The 17258-nt window shown below is 36.5% G+C and carries 19 protein-coding genes; all 19 read left to right on the forward strand.

Translation table 11 applies throughout. From position 1 onward, the window contains the following. Positions 1–112: 112 nt before the first annotated feature. The 19 genes from VGE44_RS13810 to VGE44_RS13900 all read left to right on the forward strand — a co-directional run bounded on the left by VGE44_RS13810 (position 113) and on the right by VGE44_RS13900 (position 17189). Positions 113–1420, forward strand: coding sequence for an aminotransferase class III-fold pyridoxal phosphate-dependent enzyme (locus tag VGE44_RS13810; RefSeq protein ID WP_331080091.1), 1308 nt, complete (start codon positions 113–115; stop codon positions 1418–1420). A gap of 111 nt (positions 1421–1531) precedes the next feature. Next, the gene (locus tag VGE44_RS13815) at positions 1532–2728 is read left to right on the forward strand and encodes an N-acetyl sugar amidotransferase (RefSeq protein ID WP_331080093.1); all 1197 of its coding nucleotides are present in this window, start codon (positions 1532–1534) and stop codon (positions 2726–2728) included. Continuing rightward, on the forward strand, positions 2729–3346 hold the full coding sequence (gene hisH, locus VGE44_RS13820) for an imidazole glycerol phosphate synthase subunit HisH (protein ID WP_331080095.1): 618 nt from the start codon (positions 2729–2731) through the stop codon (positions 3344–3346). After that, on the forward strand, positions 3346–4131 hold the full coding sequence (locus VGE44_RS13825; protein WP_331080098.1) for an imidazole glycerol phosphate synthase cyclase subunit: 786 nt from the start codon (positions 3346–3348) through the stop codon (positions 4129–4131). The genes hisH and VGE44_RS13825 overlap by 1 nt, the downstream gene beginning before the upstream one ends. Further along, positions 4100–5116 carry a hypothetical protein gene (locus VGE44_RS13830; RefSeq protein ID WP_331080100.1) on the forward strand — a complete coding sequence of 339 codons (1017 nt, stop codon included), beginning with the start codon at positions 4100–4102 and terminating at the stop codon, positions 5114–5116. The genes VGE44_RS13825 and VGE44_RS13830 overlap by 32 nt, the downstream gene beginning before the upstream one ends. Beyond that, the gene (locus tag VGE44_RS13835) at positions 5113–5742 is read left to right on the forward strand and encodes a formyltransferase family protein (protein ID WP_331080102.1); all 630 of its coding nucleotides are present in this window, start codon (positions 5113–5115) and stop codon (positions 5740–5742) included. Before VGE44_RS13830 ends, VGE44_RS13835 begins: the two co-directional genes overlap by 4 nt. Beyond that, the gene (gene pseI / locus VGE44_RS13840) at positions 5742–6791 is read left to right on the forward strand and encodes a pseudaminic acid synthase (RefSeq protein WP_331080104.1); all 1050 of its coding nucleotides are present in this window, start codon (positions 5742–5744) and stop codon (positions 6789–6791) included. The genes VGE44_RS13835 and pseI overlap by 1 nt, the downstream gene beginning before the upstream one ends. After that, positions 6776–7468, forward strand: coding sequence for a formyltransferase family protein (locus tag VGE44_RS13845; RefSeq protein ID WP_331080106.1), 693 nt, complete (start codon positions 6776–6778; stop codon positions 7466–7468). The genes pseI and VGE44_RS13845 overlap by 16 nt, the downstream gene beginning before the upstream one ends. After that, positions 7446–8156 (forward strand): PIG-L family deacetylase, encoded by a 711-nt coding sequence (locus tag VGE44_RS13850; RefSeq protein WP_331080109.1) that lies wholly within the window; start codon positions 7446–7448, stop codon positions 8154–8156. Before VGE44_RS13845 ends, VGE44_RS13850 begins: the two co-directional genes overlap by 23 nt. Positions 8157–8173: 17 nt before the next feature. After that, on the forward strand, positions 8174–8917 hold the full coding sequence (locus VGE44_RS13855) for a cytidylyltransferase domain-containing protein (RefSeq protein WP_331080111.1): 744 nt from the start codon (positions 8174–8176) through the stop codon (positions 8915–8917). Next, the gene (locus VGE44_RS13860; protein WP_331080113.1) at positions 8907–9893 is read left to right on the forward strand and encodes a Gfo/Idh/MocA family protein; all 987 of its coding nucleotides are present in this window, start codon (positions 8907–8909) and stop codon (positions 9891–9893) included. Before VGE44_RS13855 ends, VGE44_RS13860 begins: the two co-directional genes overlap by 11 nt. Then, positions 9890–11227 carry a DegT/DnrJ/EryC1/StrS family aminotransferase gene (locus VGE44_RS13865; protein ID WP_331080115.1) on the forward strand — a complete coding sequence of 446 codons (1338 nt, stop codon included), beginning with the start codon at positions 9890–9892 and terminating at the stop codon, positions 11225–11227. The genes VGE44_RS13860 and VGE44_RS13865 overlap by 4 nt, the downstream gene beginning before the upstream one ends. Before the next feature lie 13 nt (positions 11228–11240). Then, positions 11241–12317: a hypothetical protein gene (locus VGE44_RS13870; RefSeq protein WP_331080117.1), complete on the forward strand. Its 1077-nt coding sequence runs from the start codon at positions 11241–11243 to the stop codon at positions 12315–12317. A 21-nt stretch (positions 12318–12338) separates the two neighbouring features. Beyond that, on the forward strand, positions 12339–13415 hold the full coding sequence (locus VGE44_RS13875) for a hypothetical protein (RefSeq protein WP_331080120.1): 1077 nt from the start codon (positions 12339–12341) through the stop codon (positions 13413–13415). Beyond that, a complete protein-coding gene (locus tag VGE44_RS13880) occupies positions 13416–13844 on the forward strand; it encodes a MaoC/PaaZ C-terminal domain-containing protein (protein ID WP_331080122.1) in 429 nt (142 codons plus the stop codon). A 24-nt stretch (positions 13845–13868) separates the two neighbouring features. Next, positions 13869–14441: a GNAT family protein gene (locus VGE44_RS13885; protein ID WP_331080124.1), complete on the forward strand. Its 573-nt coding sequence runs from the start codon at positions 13869–13871 to the stop codon at positions 14439–14441. Next, entirely contained in the window at positions 14438–15247 is an 810-nt protein-coding gene (locus tag VGE44_RS13890) for a hypothetical protein (RefSeq protein ID WP_331080126.1), read from the forward strand. Before VGE44_RS13885 ends, VGE44_RS13890 begins: the two co-directional genes overlap by 4 nt. Next, complete coding sequence (locus VGE44_RS13895) at positions 15248–16984, forward strand: HAD-IIIC family phosphatase (RefSeq protein WP_331080128.1); 1737 nt, start codon at positions 15248–15250, stop codon at positions 16982–16984. Beyond that, the gene (locus VGE44_RS13900; protein WP_331080130.1) at positions 16968–17189 is read left to right on the forward strand and encodes an acyl carrier protein; all 222 of its coding nucleotides are present in this window, start codon (positions 16968–16970) and stop codon (positions 17187–17189) included. Before VGE44_RS13895 ends, VGE44_RS13900 begins: the two co-directional genes overlap by 17 nt. Positions 17190–17258 lie beyond the last annotated feature (69 nt).

The following is a 17258-nucleotide window of genomic DNA, read 5'->3' on the forward strand; positions in this document are numbered from 1 at the left end:
GAATCCTGGTTAACATATACCAGGCATATAATCTCAAATCAGTACAATAAAATTAACAGTAATATTATAAGAAACGAAGGAATGCTAAAATCCTTAAAAGACGATAATTTAAATGGGTAGCGGACAAGAATTATACAAAAAAGCAAAAGCTTTGATTCCGGGAGGAACAATGCTTCTATCAAAAAGGCCCGAGATGTTTTTGCCAGAGCAATGGCCTTCATATTTTTCTAAAACTAAGGGATGTAGTGTGTGGGATCTTGATGGTAATGAGTTGATCGATATGTGTATAATGGGAATAGGAACTAATACCTTGGGATACGGAAATGATGAGGTAGATGCAGCTGTTCTTGAAACTGTGAAAAAAGGGAACATGAGCACACTTAATTGTCCTGAAGAAGTTTATTTGGCGGAAAAATTGGTTGAAATAAATCCATGGGCAGATATGGTACGCTTTGCGAGAAGTGGTGGTGAAGCTAACTCGATAGCGATCCGGATTGCACGGGCAGCCTCAGGGAGGGATAAAGTGGCGATTTGTGGTTATCATGGATGGCACGACTGGTATCTATCAGCAAACCATAACGACAGGGATGAACTTTCTGGACATTTGTTACCCGGACTAAGCCCTAAAGGGGTTCCAAGAAACTTGAAAGACACAGTCTTTCCATTTCATTATAATAATTTTGGTGAGCTGCTTTCTATTGTTGAGAAAAACGAAATCGGCGTGATTAAAATGGAAGTTGTGAGAAATTTTGGCCCTGAAGATAACTTTTTACAGAAAGTAAGAGACCTTGCCACAAAGAAAGGTATTGTATTGGTTTTTGACGAATGTACCTCGGGTTTTAGAGAAACTTTTGGAGGCATCCATAAAAAGTATAATGTTGAACCTGATATTGCCATGTATGGTAAAACTATTGGTAATGGTTATGCCTTAACGGCAATTGTAGGTAGAAAATCTGTTATGGAGGCTGCACAAACAACTTTCATCAGCAGCACTTTTTGGACTGAAAGAATAGGTCCTACCGCTGCTCTTGCCACTTTGAAAGTGATGGAGCGGATTAAATCGTGGGAAATTATTACAGACAAAGGCAAACAAATGCAGCGCCAATGGCAAAATCTTGCTTCTCAGCATAATCTTTCTATTACTGTGTCGGGTATACCGGCATTAAGTACCTACAGTTTCAACAGTAAAAACGCCATGGAATATAAAACTCTGATTACTCAGGAGATGCTAAAAAGAGGTTTTTTGGCGAGCACAAGCTTTTATTCATGTACAGCTCATACGGATGATAAATTTGAATCTTATTTTACCGCTTTGGATGAAGTTTACAAGGTTATTGCAAAATGTGAAAATGGTCTAATCGATGTTCAGGGTCTTTTGGAAGGTCCTGTTTGTCATTCGGGATTTAAGAGATTAAATTAAAGGTTAGTACGTAAAACCACAATTCAGGAAAACTCTTATTTCAGAGATATTACCCGGATTTGGTTATTTTTGTTCGAAATAGATTGAATTTAACATATAGTTTTAAATAGCATGAGCAGACTGAAAAGATGCACTAAGTGTTTATTGCCTGAAACACATGAGAGTATTACTTTTGATGAAACAGGTGTTTGCAGTATCTGCAGGCAAGTCGAATTTAAAGAGGGTAAGATAGATTGGGAAAGTAGAAAAAGAGATTTATCGGAGCTTATAGAAAGTCATAGAGGACTTTATGATTATGATTGTATTGTTCCTTTCAGTGGAGGCAAAGACAGTGTCTGGACACTTTACTACCTGATGAAGGAATTTAAAGTCAAACCGTTGGTAGTACGTTTTGATCATGGATTCCTTAGGCCAAACTTAAATGACAACACCACTAAGGTACTTCGAAATTTGGGTGCTGATTTTATATCTTTTACCCCTAATTGGAAAGTTGTACAGAAGCTAATGCTGCAAAGCTTCCTTGAGAAGGGCGACTTTTGCTGGCATTGTCATACAGGAATTTTTTCCTATCCAATGCACATTGCATTAAAGTTTAAAGTTCCTCTGATATTTTGGGGAGAGCCTTCAGCAGAATACACATCTTATTATAGTTATGATCAGCCTGAAGAGGTGGATGAAAAGAGATTTAACCGTTTTGTAAACCTTGGTATTACAGCTTTAGATATGGCTGTAAGGTTGGGTGGAGATATGGATGAAAGAGATTTTAAACCATATACCTATCCACCTTTAAAGGAACTGAGGCAATTGAATTACCGAAGTGTTTGCCTGGGGTCATACATACCCTGGGATGTTAAAACACAATCACGTATTATTATGGATGAGTTGGGCTGGCAGGGAGATCTTGTGGAAAATGTTCCTGAGCAGTATAATTATGAGAAGATAGAATGCCATATGCAAGGTGTCAGAGATTATATTAAATATATCAAAAGAGGATACACACGTCCTACACATCTTGCTTCAATTGATATTCGGCATGACAGGTTGACAAGGGAGGAAGGTATGGATATGCTGACCAAGTATGAAGGAAAAAAGCCGGCCAGCCTTGAAATTTTTCTTGAGATGGTAGGTTTAACCGAAGATGAGTTTTTTGAAATATCAAAAAGTCATACGGTATCTCCTTGGAAATTAAATGTTTTTGAACAAGAGGCTGGAACTAAACTGCCCGATTTTAATGAATGGACCAGGGAAGGTAAAATGAAGAGGGAAGATGCAGAAAAGCAGCTTGAGAACTGGAAAAGATCGCAATAAATGATAGGAATTGTTGACTATGGGATGGGTAATCTCTTATCTGTTTACAATGCCTTTGATTACCTTGGTGCGGCCGTCACAATATGCAAGCATCCCGAGGATCTTGCTGGTGTAGATCGTATAGTAATCCCCGGAGTTGGTGCTTTTAAGGATTGTATTGATAAAATTAACCAAACAGGTTTCTTTGAAGCATTAAATGATGAAGTTATAAAAAATGCAAAACCCACTTTGGGTATTTGCTTAGGAATGCAGGTCATGGGAAAGCGAAGTTTTGAGGGCGGAGAGTTTATCGGGCTTGGCTGGTTTGATGCAGATATAGTAAGGCTGGCACCTTCTGATCCTATCCTTCGTGTACCCAACATTGGCTGGAACACGATAAAATATAATAAGGATGTCCCTTTATTCAAGGGCTTACCAGATGAGCCGGATTTTTACCTTGTACATTCTTATTATATGAAAGCAAATGATCCTAAAGACGTGGTAGCAGTTTATGATTATACTTACGATGTAACTGCTTCGGTTTTAAAGAACAATATTTTTGCAACACAGTTCCATCCTGAAAAGAGCCAGGAATTTGGATTGAAGATTCTTGAAAATTTTATAGACTGGAAGCCTTAATGTCAAAGAAAAGATTAATTCCCAAGCTCCAGTTAAGAACCGCCAGTTATAACCCCAATAAAATGGTGCTGGTTGTAACGAAACAATTTAATGAAGTTATTGAAATAGGAGATCCTGTTTCGCAGGCTAAGATTTTTCAGGCACAAGCTGCTGATGAACTAATATTTATTAATATTGATAGACATAACAAGGACATCAAAAAACTCTCAGGCATAATTAACAAAGTATCGGAAGAAATTTTTATGCCGATAACTGTTGGCGGAGGCATTAAAACTTCGGATGATTTCAGGGAGCTTCTCAGCAATGGTGCTGATAAAATATCGATCAACACTTCGGCAGTTATACGGCCTGAGTTAATTACTGAGACTTCTGAGAAGTATGGTGCACAATGTGTTGTGGTGAGTATTGACTTCAAAAAAGATGAACAAGGGGAATATTGGGTTTATATTAACGGAGGTCAGGAAAAGACATCTTATCATCCTTTGGATTGGGCATTAAAGGCAGAGAAGCTGGGTGCAGGAGAATTGCTTTTATGTAATATAAGTTTTGACGGAATGCGGGAGGGCCTTGACCTTGAGATTATAAAATCTATCTCAGAGAATTCTTCTATCCCGGTAATTGCAAGCGGAGGATGCGGACTTGCACAACATTTTGCTGATGGATTTTTAAAGGGCAGGGCAGATGCAGTTGCCGCAGGTAGTTTTTTTGCTCACAGGGATCAAAACTTTATGCAAACAAGGTCACAAATCAAAAATGCAGGAATCAATATTAGAATGCATCATTGATCGAACTATAATCTTTAGGGCAGATGGCAACTCAAAAATTGGTTTCGGCCATGTATATCGAATGCTTGCCTTAATGGAAATGTTCGACTCAGTAACCCGCAGCATTGTTTTCATATCACAGTCACTACCAGAATCTATAACCAGGCATCTAAAAGACCGAAAGATTCATCATGAAATTGTTTCTGATTATGATTTGGAAATTCCTGATAAGCAAAATGGTTTTGAAATTGCACTTGATATGAAGTTATCAGGAAATGAAATAGTGGTGCTGGACGGATACCATTTCGGAATAGAATATCAGAAAAGTATTAAGCAATTGGGCAACAAATTGGTATATATCGATGATTTGGGTGGTGACCGGTTTATAGCAGATGCAGTTATCAATCATGCACCAGGTGCAGTTTACAGAGACAATTCTATAACAAAGTTTTACACGGGCCTTGATTATGCGATGTTAAGAATGCCTTTTCTAAGTCCGTTCAAAGACGGAGAGAAGGTTGGCAGAGTAGCCTATGTCTGCATGGGCGGATCAGATTATTTTGAACATTCATTGATGTTATTGGATCTGATAAATCTAAATGGAGGTTTTGATTCAATTAATCTGGTATACAGCTCTAATTATCCGCAAGGGCTTATTGAAAAGCTTAGAACTTACAGATCAGCAAGTCCTTTGAATTTATATTCTGATTTAAATGCTATGGAGCTCGTAGCATTATTAGAAGAGTCTACGCACGCTTTCGTTTCAGCCAGCACGGTACTTTTGGAATGCTACGCAAGAGGTTTGTATAGCTATGCTGGTTACTACACAAGAAACCAGAATTTGATTTATAATGGATTCATAGAAAGAAATTTGGCTTGTGGCCTGGGTGATTTTTCAACTTTGGATCTTAAAAGATTCAAAACGGCACTTTCAGGGATGCCTCATAAGCTGTCGGAACCTTTGAACTCGGCTAATAATATTATCAAAATATTTAGCCATCTATGAAATTACAGATTTTATGCGACAACAATAATTCATGGATCATTCCCTATATAATATCCTATGTAGACATTAAGAGAAATCAGGGTTTGGAATGCATGTTTTGTCAGACGCATGAGGAAGTTTCTGAAGGAGACGTCCTGGTGCTTTTGTCTTGTGAAAAGTTATTTAAAGGGCTACATTTGAACAAATATAATCTGGTTGTTCATGAGAGCTTGCTGCCTGAAGGAAAAGGTTGGTCTCCTTTAACATGGCAAATTCTTGAAGGCAAATCTGAAATACCGGTTACATTATTTGAAGCTGAAGAAAGAGTTGACTCCGGTTTAATTTATGGAGTAGAATATATTAGGTTGGAAGGACATGAATTAATTAATGAAATTCGGGCGCTACAATCCGAATCGACATTTAAATTACTTGACAAATTCATTGCTGATTATCCACATATTTCGGGTGTAAAACAGCTGGGAAATTCGACATTTTATCCCAGACGTACAGCAAAAGACAGTGAGTTTAGCATTCATTTACCTTTAAGTGAGCAGTTTAATCTGCTAAGGGTTTGTGATAATGAGCGATATCCTGCGTTTTTTATAGTTAAAGGAATTAAATATTATCTAAAAATAGAAAAAGCTTAATGAATAATATAAAAATTGATCATGTTACCATCGGTGATTCAGAGAAGCCCTTTGTGATCGCAGAGATGTCAGGAAACCACAATCAATCTCTTGATAGGGCCTTGGCTATTGTTGATGCAGCAGCAAATTGCGGGGCACATGCAATAAAGTTGCAGACTTACACACCTGATACCATGACTATAAATACGTCTGGTGGATTATTTGATATTAATGATAAAGATTCTTTATGGAAAGGTCGGAATCTATACGATCTATATAAAGAAGCTCACACGCCATGGGAATGGCATAAACCTATTTTTGAGCGTGCAAAAAGTAAAGGGCTGGTTGTTTTCAGTACTCCCTTTGATGAGACCGCAGTTGATTTTTTAGAGAGCATGAATGTGTCGGCTTATAAAGTGGCCTCATTCGAGAACACAGATTGGCCATTATTAAAGAAAATTGCTTCTACCGGGAAACCTGTGATTATGTCTACCGGACTAGCAACTTTAGCTGACCTGGATGATGCGGTTAAAATACTCAGGAAAAATGGTTGCAAGGATCTTATATTATTAAAATGTACCAGCACTTATCCGGCAACTCCTGAAAATACTAACCTATTGACCATTCCGCATATGAGGGAAATGTTCAATTGTCATATTGGTTTATCTGATCATACAATGGGAATAGGTGCAGCCATAGCTTCAGTGAGTTTAGGGGCACGTGTAATAGAAAAGCATTTTACGCTCAGCCGTGCAGATGGAGGAGTCGATAGTACATTTTCTATAGAGCCATCCGAATTAGAAGCTTTGGTTATCGAATCAGAGCGTGCCTTTTTATCATTGGGAAGCGTTTACTATGGCGTTCAGGATGCGGAACTTAAAAGTCTCAGATTTAAGAGATCTCTTTATGTCGTAGAAGATATCAAAGCTGGTGATGTATTTACTAAGGATAATTTGAGAGTTATAAGACCTGGAGACGGAATGCAGGCTAAGTATTATGAACAGGTATTAGGTAAAAAAGCCAGACTGGATATAAATGCAGGTACACCTTTATCATGGGAGCTCCTGTAAAACCAACCTATATTTTTCTGACAGCCAAGCCTTGGAATGATACGGCTTTCTCAGAATTAGAGAGAGAGCCGCATGCCAACTGGGTAAGAATTAAAAGTAAGGAAGAGTTTCAGTTATCCAAAATAACTGATTTAAATCCGGCTAAGATTTTTATTCCGCATTGGTCCTATATAATCCCAGCTGAAATATTCAATAAATATGAGTGTATTGTATTTCATATGACAGATCTGCCTTATGGAAGAGGTGGGAGCCCTTTGCAGAATCTGATTGTAAGAGGACATAAGGATACCAAAATTTCAGCATTAAAAGTCGTGGAGAATTTGGATGCTGGTCCGATTTATTTAAAAAAAAATCTGAATTTAGATGGTACGGCAGATGCAATTTTTAAAAGGGCATCAGGAGTCATAAAAGAAATGATCATAGAAATAATTGAAAATGATTTAAAGCCAGTGCCACAGGTTGGTAGTCCTGTAATTTTTAAAAGAAGAACACCAGCTGAAAGTAATTTAGAGAATGTCAGGTCTATTACAGAGGCCTACGATCACATTAGAATGTTGGATGCAGAAGGTTACCCACCTGCGTTCGCAGAGACAGAATATTTGCAATTTGAGTTCACCAACGCTGTTATTTCTGAAAACGGGGAGTTAAAAGCCAATGTTAGAATATTTAAAAAATAAGAAGATACTTATTGTTGTTGCACATCCTGATGACGAATTACTCGGTCTGGGTGCCAGTATGAACCGTTTAATATCTGATTATAATACGTCTGTGCATGTTGTGATTTTAGGAGAGGGCATTACATCCAGATCCGACAATAGAGATGTTGAAAAATGGGAAGAGGAGCTACTTATTCACAGGAATAATATCAAACAGGCTCAAGCTGCAATTGGCTATAATTCTGTTAGTATATATGATTTTCCTGATAATCGATTCGATACCGTTGCTCTACTCGATATCATTAAGGTAATCGAAAAAGAGAAAGCAGAATTCAAACCTGATGTCATATTTACCCATCATGGCGGGGATGTGAATATTGACCATCAGCGTACTTTTGAAGCGGTCATAACATCAACCAGGCCAATGGAGCATGAGCATGTCAAAGCAATTATAACTTTTGAAACTCCTTCTGGTACCGAATGGAGGGCTTCTTCAGACCCTAAACACTTTGTCCCTAATTTTTTCATTTCCTTTTCATATTCAAATCTTGAGAAAAAGATCATTGGAATGGAATCCTATGAATTTGAAAAAAGAGCATATCCTCACCCTCGTTCGCCTGAAGCATTGAAAATTCAAGCACAAAGATGGGGGGTTGCAGTGGGATGTGATTTCGCAGAAGCTTTTTGTATCATTCGTCTGTTATCCTGAAATTGAATAAAATTAATATGATTAACGCTACTATAGAAGTCCGGATGACAAGCAGCAGATTGCCAGGAAAGCCCTTAATGCTTGCTGGCGGTATTACTATGCTTGAGATACTGATCAGACGTCTGTCACAGAGCAGATTTATAGAAAAAATTATTGTTGCTACAACAACAAATACGCAGGATGATCCTATCATAAAGTTTTGTATAGCGAATAATCTGCCTTATTTCAGGGGAAGCGAACATAATGTATTGGAGAGAGTTTATGCTGCCGCTAAACAATTTCATACAGATACGCTGGTACAAATCACAGGAGATTGTCCATTGATTGATTATAGGATGGTTGATGATTTAATTGAAATATTCAATAATAATTATCCCACCTCCAGAGTTGTATCCAACACCGGGCCGGAGATATCAATGCCATGGGGTTTTGATGTTCAGGTTTACAAAGCAGATGAATTAAAAAAGGTTCTTGACAATTCGCCCAGTGAAGAAGACAAGGAACATGTCTCTCAAAGGTTTTATAGTGCAGAGTTTAAGGGAATTTATAATCTGCTTCACATAAAATATGGCCCTCCACTTAACAGACCGGAATTAAGGGTTACACTTGACTACTTAGAGGATTATCTTTTAATTAAAGAAATTGTGGAAGATTTCGGCATTGAGAGATTAAAGGAATTTACAGCAGAAGATATTATTGAGTGGTTGGACAGACATCCGGCACAACGAGATCTTGTTATTGCGAAACACCATGAAGGCTAGTGTATTAGTAATAGGAGCTGGAAACATAGCGCAGGCATATGACTCAATACAAGGGCCGGAGGTAAGAACCCATATAAAAGGTTATCAGTATTATGGGGATTGTTTTTCGATAAAAACATTATTCGATATAGATGCTGAAAAGGCCAGGGATGTTGCAAATAGGTGGAGTATTCCTCAATACTGCTCAGATTTTTCAACTATTAAACATCTTAATTACGATGTGATTTCCATATGCTCCCCGGACAAAACTCATGAGTTTTATCTGGATGAAGCAATGAAGATGAAGCCAAAAGTCATTTTCATAGAAAAGCCCTTAAATATTACTACTGAAAAGGCTAAGGAGGTATATAAATATTGTTTGTCTTTCAATATATTGTTACTGGTTAATTATTCCAGAGTATACATACCAGAGTTTATTCAACTTAAGGAACGTGAAGGGAATAATGATTTTGGGAAAATTCTTTCCGTCGGTCTGAAATATCATGGAGGTTTTTTACACAACTGTTCCCATTTAATTAACCTTTTTGCATTTTTATTTGATCCCGAGATAAGTCATAGCTTTATAACAAATTCAATTACAGACTACAATCAGGACGACCCCTCGCTTTCAGCAATTGTTTATTGTAAGAAACCTGATAATAAATTTACACTTACCATTGAGGCCTATGATTCGTCCATTGTTAATATGACGGAAGTTGATATAATTGCTGAAAAAATCAGAATCAGGTATGTAGAATCTAAGGGCAGCCTGATTAGTGAAGCTGGGAAATTTTCTTACAAGGATGGTATCGACCTTCAGGAATTTGTATCAGTTAATGAGTATAGGATTGACTATAATTATGCAATGAAAAACGCGATTCTGTTAATAAAGACATTCCTTGAGAAGCCTGCAGAGAAACTAATAAATGAACAATTTAATTTACAAATCAAAACTTTGGAACTATTACAAAGTATAAAATCGGGGATTAATATATGAAAGATTTACCTGCAATATTAGGAGGGGATAAAGTCCGGGAAAAGCCATTTCCCAGACGTATTACCATGGGTGATGAAGAAAAGAAAGCTGTTCAGGCGGTAATGGATAGTGACGTTCTATCTGCATTTTTTGGAAGCCCGGGAGAATTGTTTTTAGGTGGTCCTAAAATCAAGGAATTTGAGAATAATTGGGCGAGAGATTTTGGATTTAAGTATGCAATTAGCGTCAATTCCTGGACATCTGGTCTGATGATAGCGCTTGGAAGCGTCGGAATTGAACCCGGGGATGAAGTGATCTGCTCAAGTTATACAATGTCGGCTTCGGCATCCTGTTGTTTCTTTTATGGTGCCATACCTGTTTTTGCGGATATCGATCCCAAAAATTATTGTATAGACCCTAAATCCTTTGAAAAGCTAATTACACCCAGGACTAAAGCAATTATAGTTGTTCATCTTTTTGGTGGACCAGCTGATATGGATGCTATTCTTGCAATTGCTAAGAAACATGGTATTAAAGTGATTGAAGATGCTGCACAAGCGCCGGGCGTTAAATATAAAGGTAAGCCTATTGGTTGCCTTGGAGATATTGGCGGTTACAGTCTCAATTATCACAAACATATTCATACCGGTGAAGGAGGAATGTTGGCAACCAATGATCCTGAGATTGCAAAAATTGCGAGAGCAATACGGAATCATGGTGAAAATACGATCGAAACCGAGTCACCCGAGAACTTTGTAAATTATGTTGGGGGCAATTTCAGACTAACTGAACTTCAGGCAGCTATTGGTACAGAACAACTTAAAAAATTAAATAAATACGTAGCTACCAGACAATCTCTTGCATCCCGTTTCACTGCAGGACTTAATAAAATTGATGGATTAAATGCTGATCAAAATGACCTGGAAAATAATGCTTATTATTTATACCCATTTAAATATGATAGTAAGGTTATTGGATTATCCAGGAATTTGTTTGTAAAGTCTGTTTTGGCAGAGTTGCCTGATCCTGTAGATTTTGAAGACACTGCCCTGGCCGGTGGATATTTAAAGCCCCTCTATTTGAATCCGATTTACCAGAAGCAAATTGCTATTGGGAAGAAAGGGTTTCCATTCAATTTTAACGAAGGAGTGAAGTATAATTACAGCAAAGGTATCTGTCCGGTAGCTGAAAGCCTTTATGAGCGTGAATTGGTACTTTCACCATTAATAAGAGAGCCGCTTGAGCTGGGTGATGTGGATGATATTTTATTGGCTATTAATAAGGTTATTAGTTCTGCTGATCAGATAAAAAAAGCTTTTCCGGAAGTGAATGATGACATTGTTGATTATGTTTAATCTAGGCTGATCAGTGAAAAAGAAAATCGTTTTTGCATCACATGATCCGGGAGGGTGCAATTTACTTGTTCCTATAATTGATGCTTTAAGTAGTAATCCAAACTATACGATTTTCCTGCTCATGGCTGGTCCGGCAAAGATGAAAACAATGAGGTTTTCTGATTTCGGTGACAGGCAAATTGAACTTACTACATTCCCATTGGAGAATTTTCCAAATGAGTATGATGTTCTGCCATCTGAAATAGAAGTTGTACTAGATGAAATAAAGCCTGACATCCTATTTACATCCACCAGCATTAACTCAAACATTGAACGTTATGTCATTCAATATGGGGAAATGTCAGGTATTCCTACTATGAGTTATGTTGATTCCTGGATTGGAGAAGATATTCGGTTCAATTCTGATAAAATTAATGTCTGCCCGAATTATATACTAGTTTGTGATGAGCAGATGAAAGGACCTTATCTTAAATTTGAATCAGAGAATTGCCATATAGTAACTGTGGGTAACCCTCACCTTGAAAAACTTGCAGCTGAATTTCAAAGGGTAACGAGTATGGTTCAAATTGAAGAAGATCGTATCCTGTTTTTTTGTGAAAACCTAAAACATTATTACCCATCTGAGAAATTTAATGAGATTGCTGTACTACAGAATATTTTGTCAAATTATAATTATCCAAGGAAACTTCAAATTGTTGTTCGTCCGCACCCGCTCGAGTCTAAGTCTCATTGGGTAAATTTTATAAAGGGGTCTGAATCTCAGCTTAACGAGTTTATTACGATTTGCCTGGATGATACTTCGGATTTGAGAATTAGCATTGAAAAATCTTTATTGACATTTGGAGTTTCGTCAATGGCACTTATCGAGGCTTCGATCATGGGAAAATATACATTTAGTTTTCAAGTCGGTATCCAGGGAAATAGAAAATTCCTTTATATTCCGTTTGAAACATATGGAATTATTAGTTGTGGAACAATTGAAGAGGTTTGCGAGCAATTGAGTCTAGCCGGAAGCCAAATTTCAGGTTATAAACCCAATAACGAAACAAGCGTTGTTGATAACATAATGGATTTATTGAATAGCCTATAATTTTGACTGACAGATTTTATTATGGATTTATTTAGTTCATTTGAAAAATTAGGACTTCGCAATAGGAGCGTAATGGCACCACTTACGAGGTATCATAGTTCTAGGCTAGGGAATCCAACATCGGAATTAGCCGATTATTACATACGACGCGCAAAAGCCAATGTTGGATTAATCATTTTAGAAAGCTGTGCAATCAATTCGGAAGATGCTATGGGATATTTACATGGTATGCAATTTCACTCGAAATCACATGTAAACGCCTGGAAGCCAATTGTTGATAAAATTCATGATGCAGGAGCTAAAGTCTGGATTCAACTTTTTCATGCCGGTCGGTTAACAGTTCCTGAAATAACTGGGGGGTGTGTGTTTTCCGCTTCTGCAAAAAAAGCAGGGGATCATCAATCATTTTGGAGACCGAAGATTGCCGATCAGGTGGTTAACTTTCAAACGAATACACCCTACACCTTGCCACAAGAGATATCTAAAGAATCCATTAAAACTGTTATTGAACAGTTTGTAACTGCAGTAGCACTTGCCGAAGAGGCGGGTTTTGATGGTGTAGAGATTCATGGTGCACACGGATATCTGATTCATACATTTATGACAAAACGTGTAAACTGTCGATCCGATGAATATGTTGAGAGTGATAAATTTGTAGCGGAATTAATTGGAGGTTGTCGTAGAGTAATGAACAGTTCTACAGTACTGTCCTTTCGCTGTTCAATTCATATGGTTGACAATCCTATGATTCGATATTCTAAAGATGATATGGATTTCGAGTTTCTTGTACGTACATTAGAACAAAAAGGGGTAGATGTATTTCATTGCTCGCAGATTGATTCAAAAAGGCCGCTCTTTGGCTCTGATAAGACATTACACCAAATAGTAAGGGAATTAACTGACCTTCCTATAGTTGTTTGTGGTGGCATAAAGTCACTTGCTGAAGCAAACTCCCTAATTTCTGAGGATATAAATTCCTTAATTGCATTTGGAAGAAATTTTATTCCGAATCCTGGCCTAATCGATCTGTTTAAAAATAACAGGGAATCAGAAATCGTAAGCTTTGATTATGAAAAACATATTAATACGATTTATTAGATGATAGGTAAATTCCTTATAAGCGATCTGGTTGAAGGTCAGCAATATTCATTTAAGAAGAAATTTACAAGAGATATCATTGAAACCTTCAGTGCCATTACCGGTGATTATCATCCCCTTCATACTGATCAACATTATGCCAACCTACATGAGTTTGATAACATTATTATTCAAGGCTTTTTATTGACATCATTGATGTCATACGTAGTTGGAATGGAATTGCCGGGTGAAAATGCATTAATTCTATCCCAGGAGTCAAAATTTATCAGACCGGTTTATATCGATGAAGAAGTTACCTATAATTGTGAAATAACAAAAATTGATCTGAGATTCTCGACCTTTATATTACTTTATACCATTTTTAATAAATATAGTCTTAAAGCTGTCTCGGGTTCTGTTACAGTGAAAGTAAGAATACCTAAAAGCTAATCAAATTTATTTAAACATTAAAAGATGAACGTTGACGTATTTATTAGCGGTAAAGAAATTGATCTAATTTGCTTAGATGAATCTACCATTGAGCACACAAATTGGTATAAGTGGTTTAATGATGAAGAGACAACTAAGTTTATGCAACGGCATTACTACCCCAATAATAAGCAGAATCAAATTGATTTTTATAGAGAGTCAATTGAAAAAAACTCCTCGAAAGTCCAGCTCGGAATCTATCATAAGAGAGCGCAAATAATGATTGGTACAATTTCCCTGAACAATATTGATTTTATAAATAGTAATTGTGAAGTTTCGTTAGTTATTGGAGAGAAGGAATTTCAGAATCTTCGAAATCTTGTTGAAGCCCATAAATTAATCATCCGCCATGCTTTTGAAACAATGAATCTACATCGTGTTTATGGAGGTTCACTAATCAAAGAGATTGACTTACTTTTTTGCAGAGCGCTGGGATATTCAAGCGAAGGTTGTCTTAAGCAACAGGTCTATAAAAATGGAGAATATTTAGATGTTTATTTGTTTGGTATTTTGAGAGAAAAATACCTTCAGTTACGCGATAACTGGTTCAAGATATGAGTATCCTTGCAGAGATTTTAGTAAAAGACAGGTGGATTCGTATAGCTAACTCGAAAGTTCAGAAATCCCCTGAGTACAGTGTTGAAATTGCCGACATAATAAGTAACCATTTAACTGATTACGCATCTTTTTATGGATTGTCTGCTGAAGAAATTATTAGGATTTATAATAATTTTACAAGACAGTACTCGGAGCATATAAGAGTTTTCTTATCAACCGGTAATTATCCTTTTCAGAATAATATTGTACCTGACTTAAAGAGAATTGATTACGATATTGTACTGATACTTTCTGTCGTATTGTCAATTCATAGGCATAGGATATTTGTAGAACTTCATAAGTCAGCACAACAAATAAAGGGTAACGTACTTTTAATTGGGATTGGTTCAGGAGTGGAGTTAGATCTTTTAAATAGTCTTAATCATGACGTTCACGCATATGATATAAGCATTTCTGATTTTATAAAGAAAAAATACACTGGAATAGAATTACATGAAACATTCTTTGAGGGAGATAGTGAAAAATATTGCAATATTTTTGCAATTGAGTTACTTGAACATTTGTCTCAGCCGATAGATTTTGTAAAAATGTCTTATGATTCCTTAACGCATAAAGGGAAATTTTACTTCACAACTGCAACCAATATACCTCAAATTGACCATCTATATAACTTCAATGATAAGAAGGGATGGGAACAATCTTTAAAAGACCTGGGGTTTGACATTCTAGTTAGTGAGCAAATCGATCATGAGTCAATAGATTCGAAGCTTATGGCAAGTAATACCTGGTATATCACAAAAAAGTAAATGGAGATTAAATATTCAGAACTTCTAAAGTTAAATAAAGAGTTGAAGGATGGTAATTCTTCTGAGGAGTACAATATAAAAATTCTTTCAAACATTATCGTTAACCAACTTACTCAAATAGTAGAATACCCACTTCAAAAGAGAGGGGTTAACGCCATTGCCTCGTGTGGAAATTTTGATAATATAGTTCAAGATAGCATTCAGTTTAACAAAAGCAACTGTGTTTTAATTTTCTGGGAGTTGTGTAATATCGTTGATGGCTTCCAATATAAATCTAACGTTCTTACCGAATCGGAAAAATCGGCAATTATTGAAAAAACAAAATCTGAAATCGATTATACATTAACTAACCTCAATAGTACATCCATTGTTATAATTAATTATTTCAGCACAACAGTTTTTAATCATCAATTCATAGGTCGAAATAATTATGATGAAATATGCAGGGAATTAAACAATTACCTTGAATCAAAAAAAACACGAAATGTAGTATTGTTCGATATTGACAAAATTTTCGCTAAAATTTCAGTGAGCTCTAGCGTTGATTTTAGAAACTATTATTCGTCTAAAACCCTATATACTCTGGATTTCTTTGAGGTTTATTCATCTATGATTACCCCGATCATCACTTCTGTTTTTGGGAAGTCGAAGAAGGCATTGATATTTGATTGTGATAATACACTTTGGAAAGGAATTTTGGGGGAAGACGGTGAAAGTGGAATAGAGATGTCTGGGAAATCTGCCAAAGGTGTATTCTTCGAAGAAGTACAGTTTATGGCAAAAGAGCTTGCGTCAAGAGGTATTATTATTGGTCTGAACTCAAAAAATAATCCCGAAGATGTAAAGAAAGTTATTAAGGATCATGAATCAATGAGCCTGAAAGAATCAGATATTGTAATTGAAAAGGTCAATTGGAACGACAAGGTTTCTAATCTTCAGAACATAGCAAAGGAATTAAATATCGGGCTGGATAGTATTGTTTTCATTGATGATTCTGATTTCGAAATCAATCTGGTTAAAGAATACCTTCAGGAAGTTTATACCATTCAGGTACCCCAAAATTTGTATGAATACCCCTCGCTATTCAGGAAGAACATCGACCTGTTCTACTCTATTCTGAACACTAAGGATGATGCTGCAAGAGTTAAGTCATACAAAGATCAGGTTGTGCGTGAGCAGGCGAAAAATAGCTATGGGAGTATAAATGAATACTTGGAATCACTTGATCTGGAGATGATCATATACATTGATCACAAGGATCTTATTGAAAGGATGGCTCAGCTTACCCAAAAGACCAATCAATTTAATCTTACTACCAAAAGGTATACCTTTACACAGGTAGAAGAGTTTGTTAAAACAAATCAGTATATCACTTTTGCTTTTGAGGTAAATGACAAATTTGGAAAGTTTGGAATAACCGGCGAATCATTTGTCTCTATCAATGGCCATGAAGCTACGATTGATACTTTTTTAATGAGTTGCAGAGTACTTGGTAGAAACATTGAGCTTAAATTTTTGGAGGAGTTGGTTCTATATCTGGAATCAAAGGGGATTACACAGATTAAATCATCCTATATTAAAACGCAAAAGAACCAACAAGTTGAAGATTTTTATGAACGTGCAGGTTTTACTTTAACTGGAGATTTTGGGGAATTAAAGAACTATGAATTGAATATAAAGGATCAAAAAAAAGTAGCTATCAACTATATATCGGTAAAATATGAAAGAAAAAATTAAAGAAATTATGGCGGCAGTGTTTGAAATAAATGCGGCGGATATTAAAGATTCAGATGACTCAACAACTATTCCTAACTGGGATTCGCTCAATCAGATGAATCTTATCGTGGCTTTGGAGGAAGAATTTGATGTGCGTTTTGAAGATGATGAGATAGTCGAACTGACTTCCTTGGAAAGCATTGAAAATTCCTTAAAGAGTAAGTGAATGCCTTCGTTTTACTTTTCTATCTAGGTCTCCGATAGTTAAAAAATCGTTGAGAATGTAGGTTTTCTA

This window comes from Daejeonella sp., assembly GCF_036405355.1.
Taxonomy (GTDB): Bacteria; Bacteroidota; Bacteroidia; order Sphingobacteriales; family Sphingobacteriaceae; genus Daejeonella.

Bases quoted from the DNA above. Each gene is read 5' to 3' on its own strand.
- VGE44_RS13825 (WP_331080098.1), top strand. From the start codon at position 3,346: ATGTCAAAGAAAAGATTAATTCCCAAGCTCCAGTTAAGAACCGCCAGT.
- VGE44_RS13895 (WP_331080128.1), top strand. From the start codon at position 15,248: ATGGAGATTAAATATTCAGAACTTCTAAAGTTAAATAAAGAGTTGAAG.
- VGE44_RS13815 (WP_331080093.1), top strand. From the start codon at position 1,532: ATGAGCAGACTGAAAAGATGCACTAAGTGTTTATTGCCTGAAACACAT.
- VGE44_RS13875 (WP_331080120.1), top strand. From the start codon at position 12,339: ATGGATTTATTTAGTTCATTTGAAAAATTAGGACTTCGCAATAGGAGC.
- VGE44_RS13810 (WP_331080091.1), top strand. From the start codon at position 113: ATGGGTAGCGGACAAGAATTATACAAAAAAGCAAAAGCTTTGATTCCG.
- VGE44_RS13880 (WP_331080122.1), top strand. From the start codon at position 13,416: ATGATAGGTAAATTCCTTATAAGCGATCTGGTTGAAGGTCAGCAATAT.
- VGE44_RS13890 (WP_331080126.1), top strand. From the start codon at position 14,438: ATGAGTATCCTTGCAGAGATTTTAGTAAAAGACAGGTGGATTCGTATA.
- VGE44_RS13835 (WP_331080102.1), top strand. From the start codon at position 5,113: ATGAAATTACAGATTTTATGCGACAACAATAATTCATGGATCATTCCC.
- VGE44_RS13860 (WP_331080113.1), top strand. From the start codon at position 8,907: ATGAAGGCTAGTGTATTAGTAATAGGAGCTGGAAACATAGCGCAGGCA.
- VGE44_RS13855 (WP_331080111.1), top strand. From the start codon at position 8,174: ATGATTAACGCTACTATAGAAGTCCGGATGACAAGCAGCAGATTGCCA.
- VGE44_RS13900 (WP_331080130.1), top strand. From the start codon at position 16,968: ATGAAAGAAAAAATTAAAGAAATTATGGCGGCAGTGTTTGAAATAAAT.
- VGE44_RS13885 (WP_331080124.1), top strand. From the start codon at position 13,869: ATGAACGTTGACGTATTTATTAGCGGTAAAGAAATTGATCTAATTTGC.
- VGE44_RS13850 (WP_331080109.1), top strand. From the start codon at position 7,446: ATGTTAGAATATTTAAAAAATAAGAAGATACTTATTGTTGTTGCACAT.
- hisH (WP_331080095.1), top strand. From the start codon at position 2,729: ATGATAGGAATTGTTGACTATGGGATGGGTAATCTCTTATCTGTTTAC.
- pseI (WP_331080104.1), top strand. From the start codon at position 5,742: ATGAATAATATAAAAATTGATCATGTTACCATCGGTGATTCAGAGAAG.
- VGE44_RS13830 (WP_331080100.1), top strand. From the start codon at position 4,100: ATGCAGGAATCAATATTAGAATGCATCATTGATCGAACTATAATCTTT.
- VGE44_RS13845 (WP_331080106.1), top strand. From the start codon at position 6,776: ATGGGAGCTCCTGTAAAACCAACCTATATTTTTCTGACAGCCAAGCCT.
- VGE44_RS13865 (WP_331080115.1), top strand. From the start codon at position 9,890: ATGAAAGATTTACCTGCAATATTAGGAGGGGATAAAGTCCGGGAAAAG.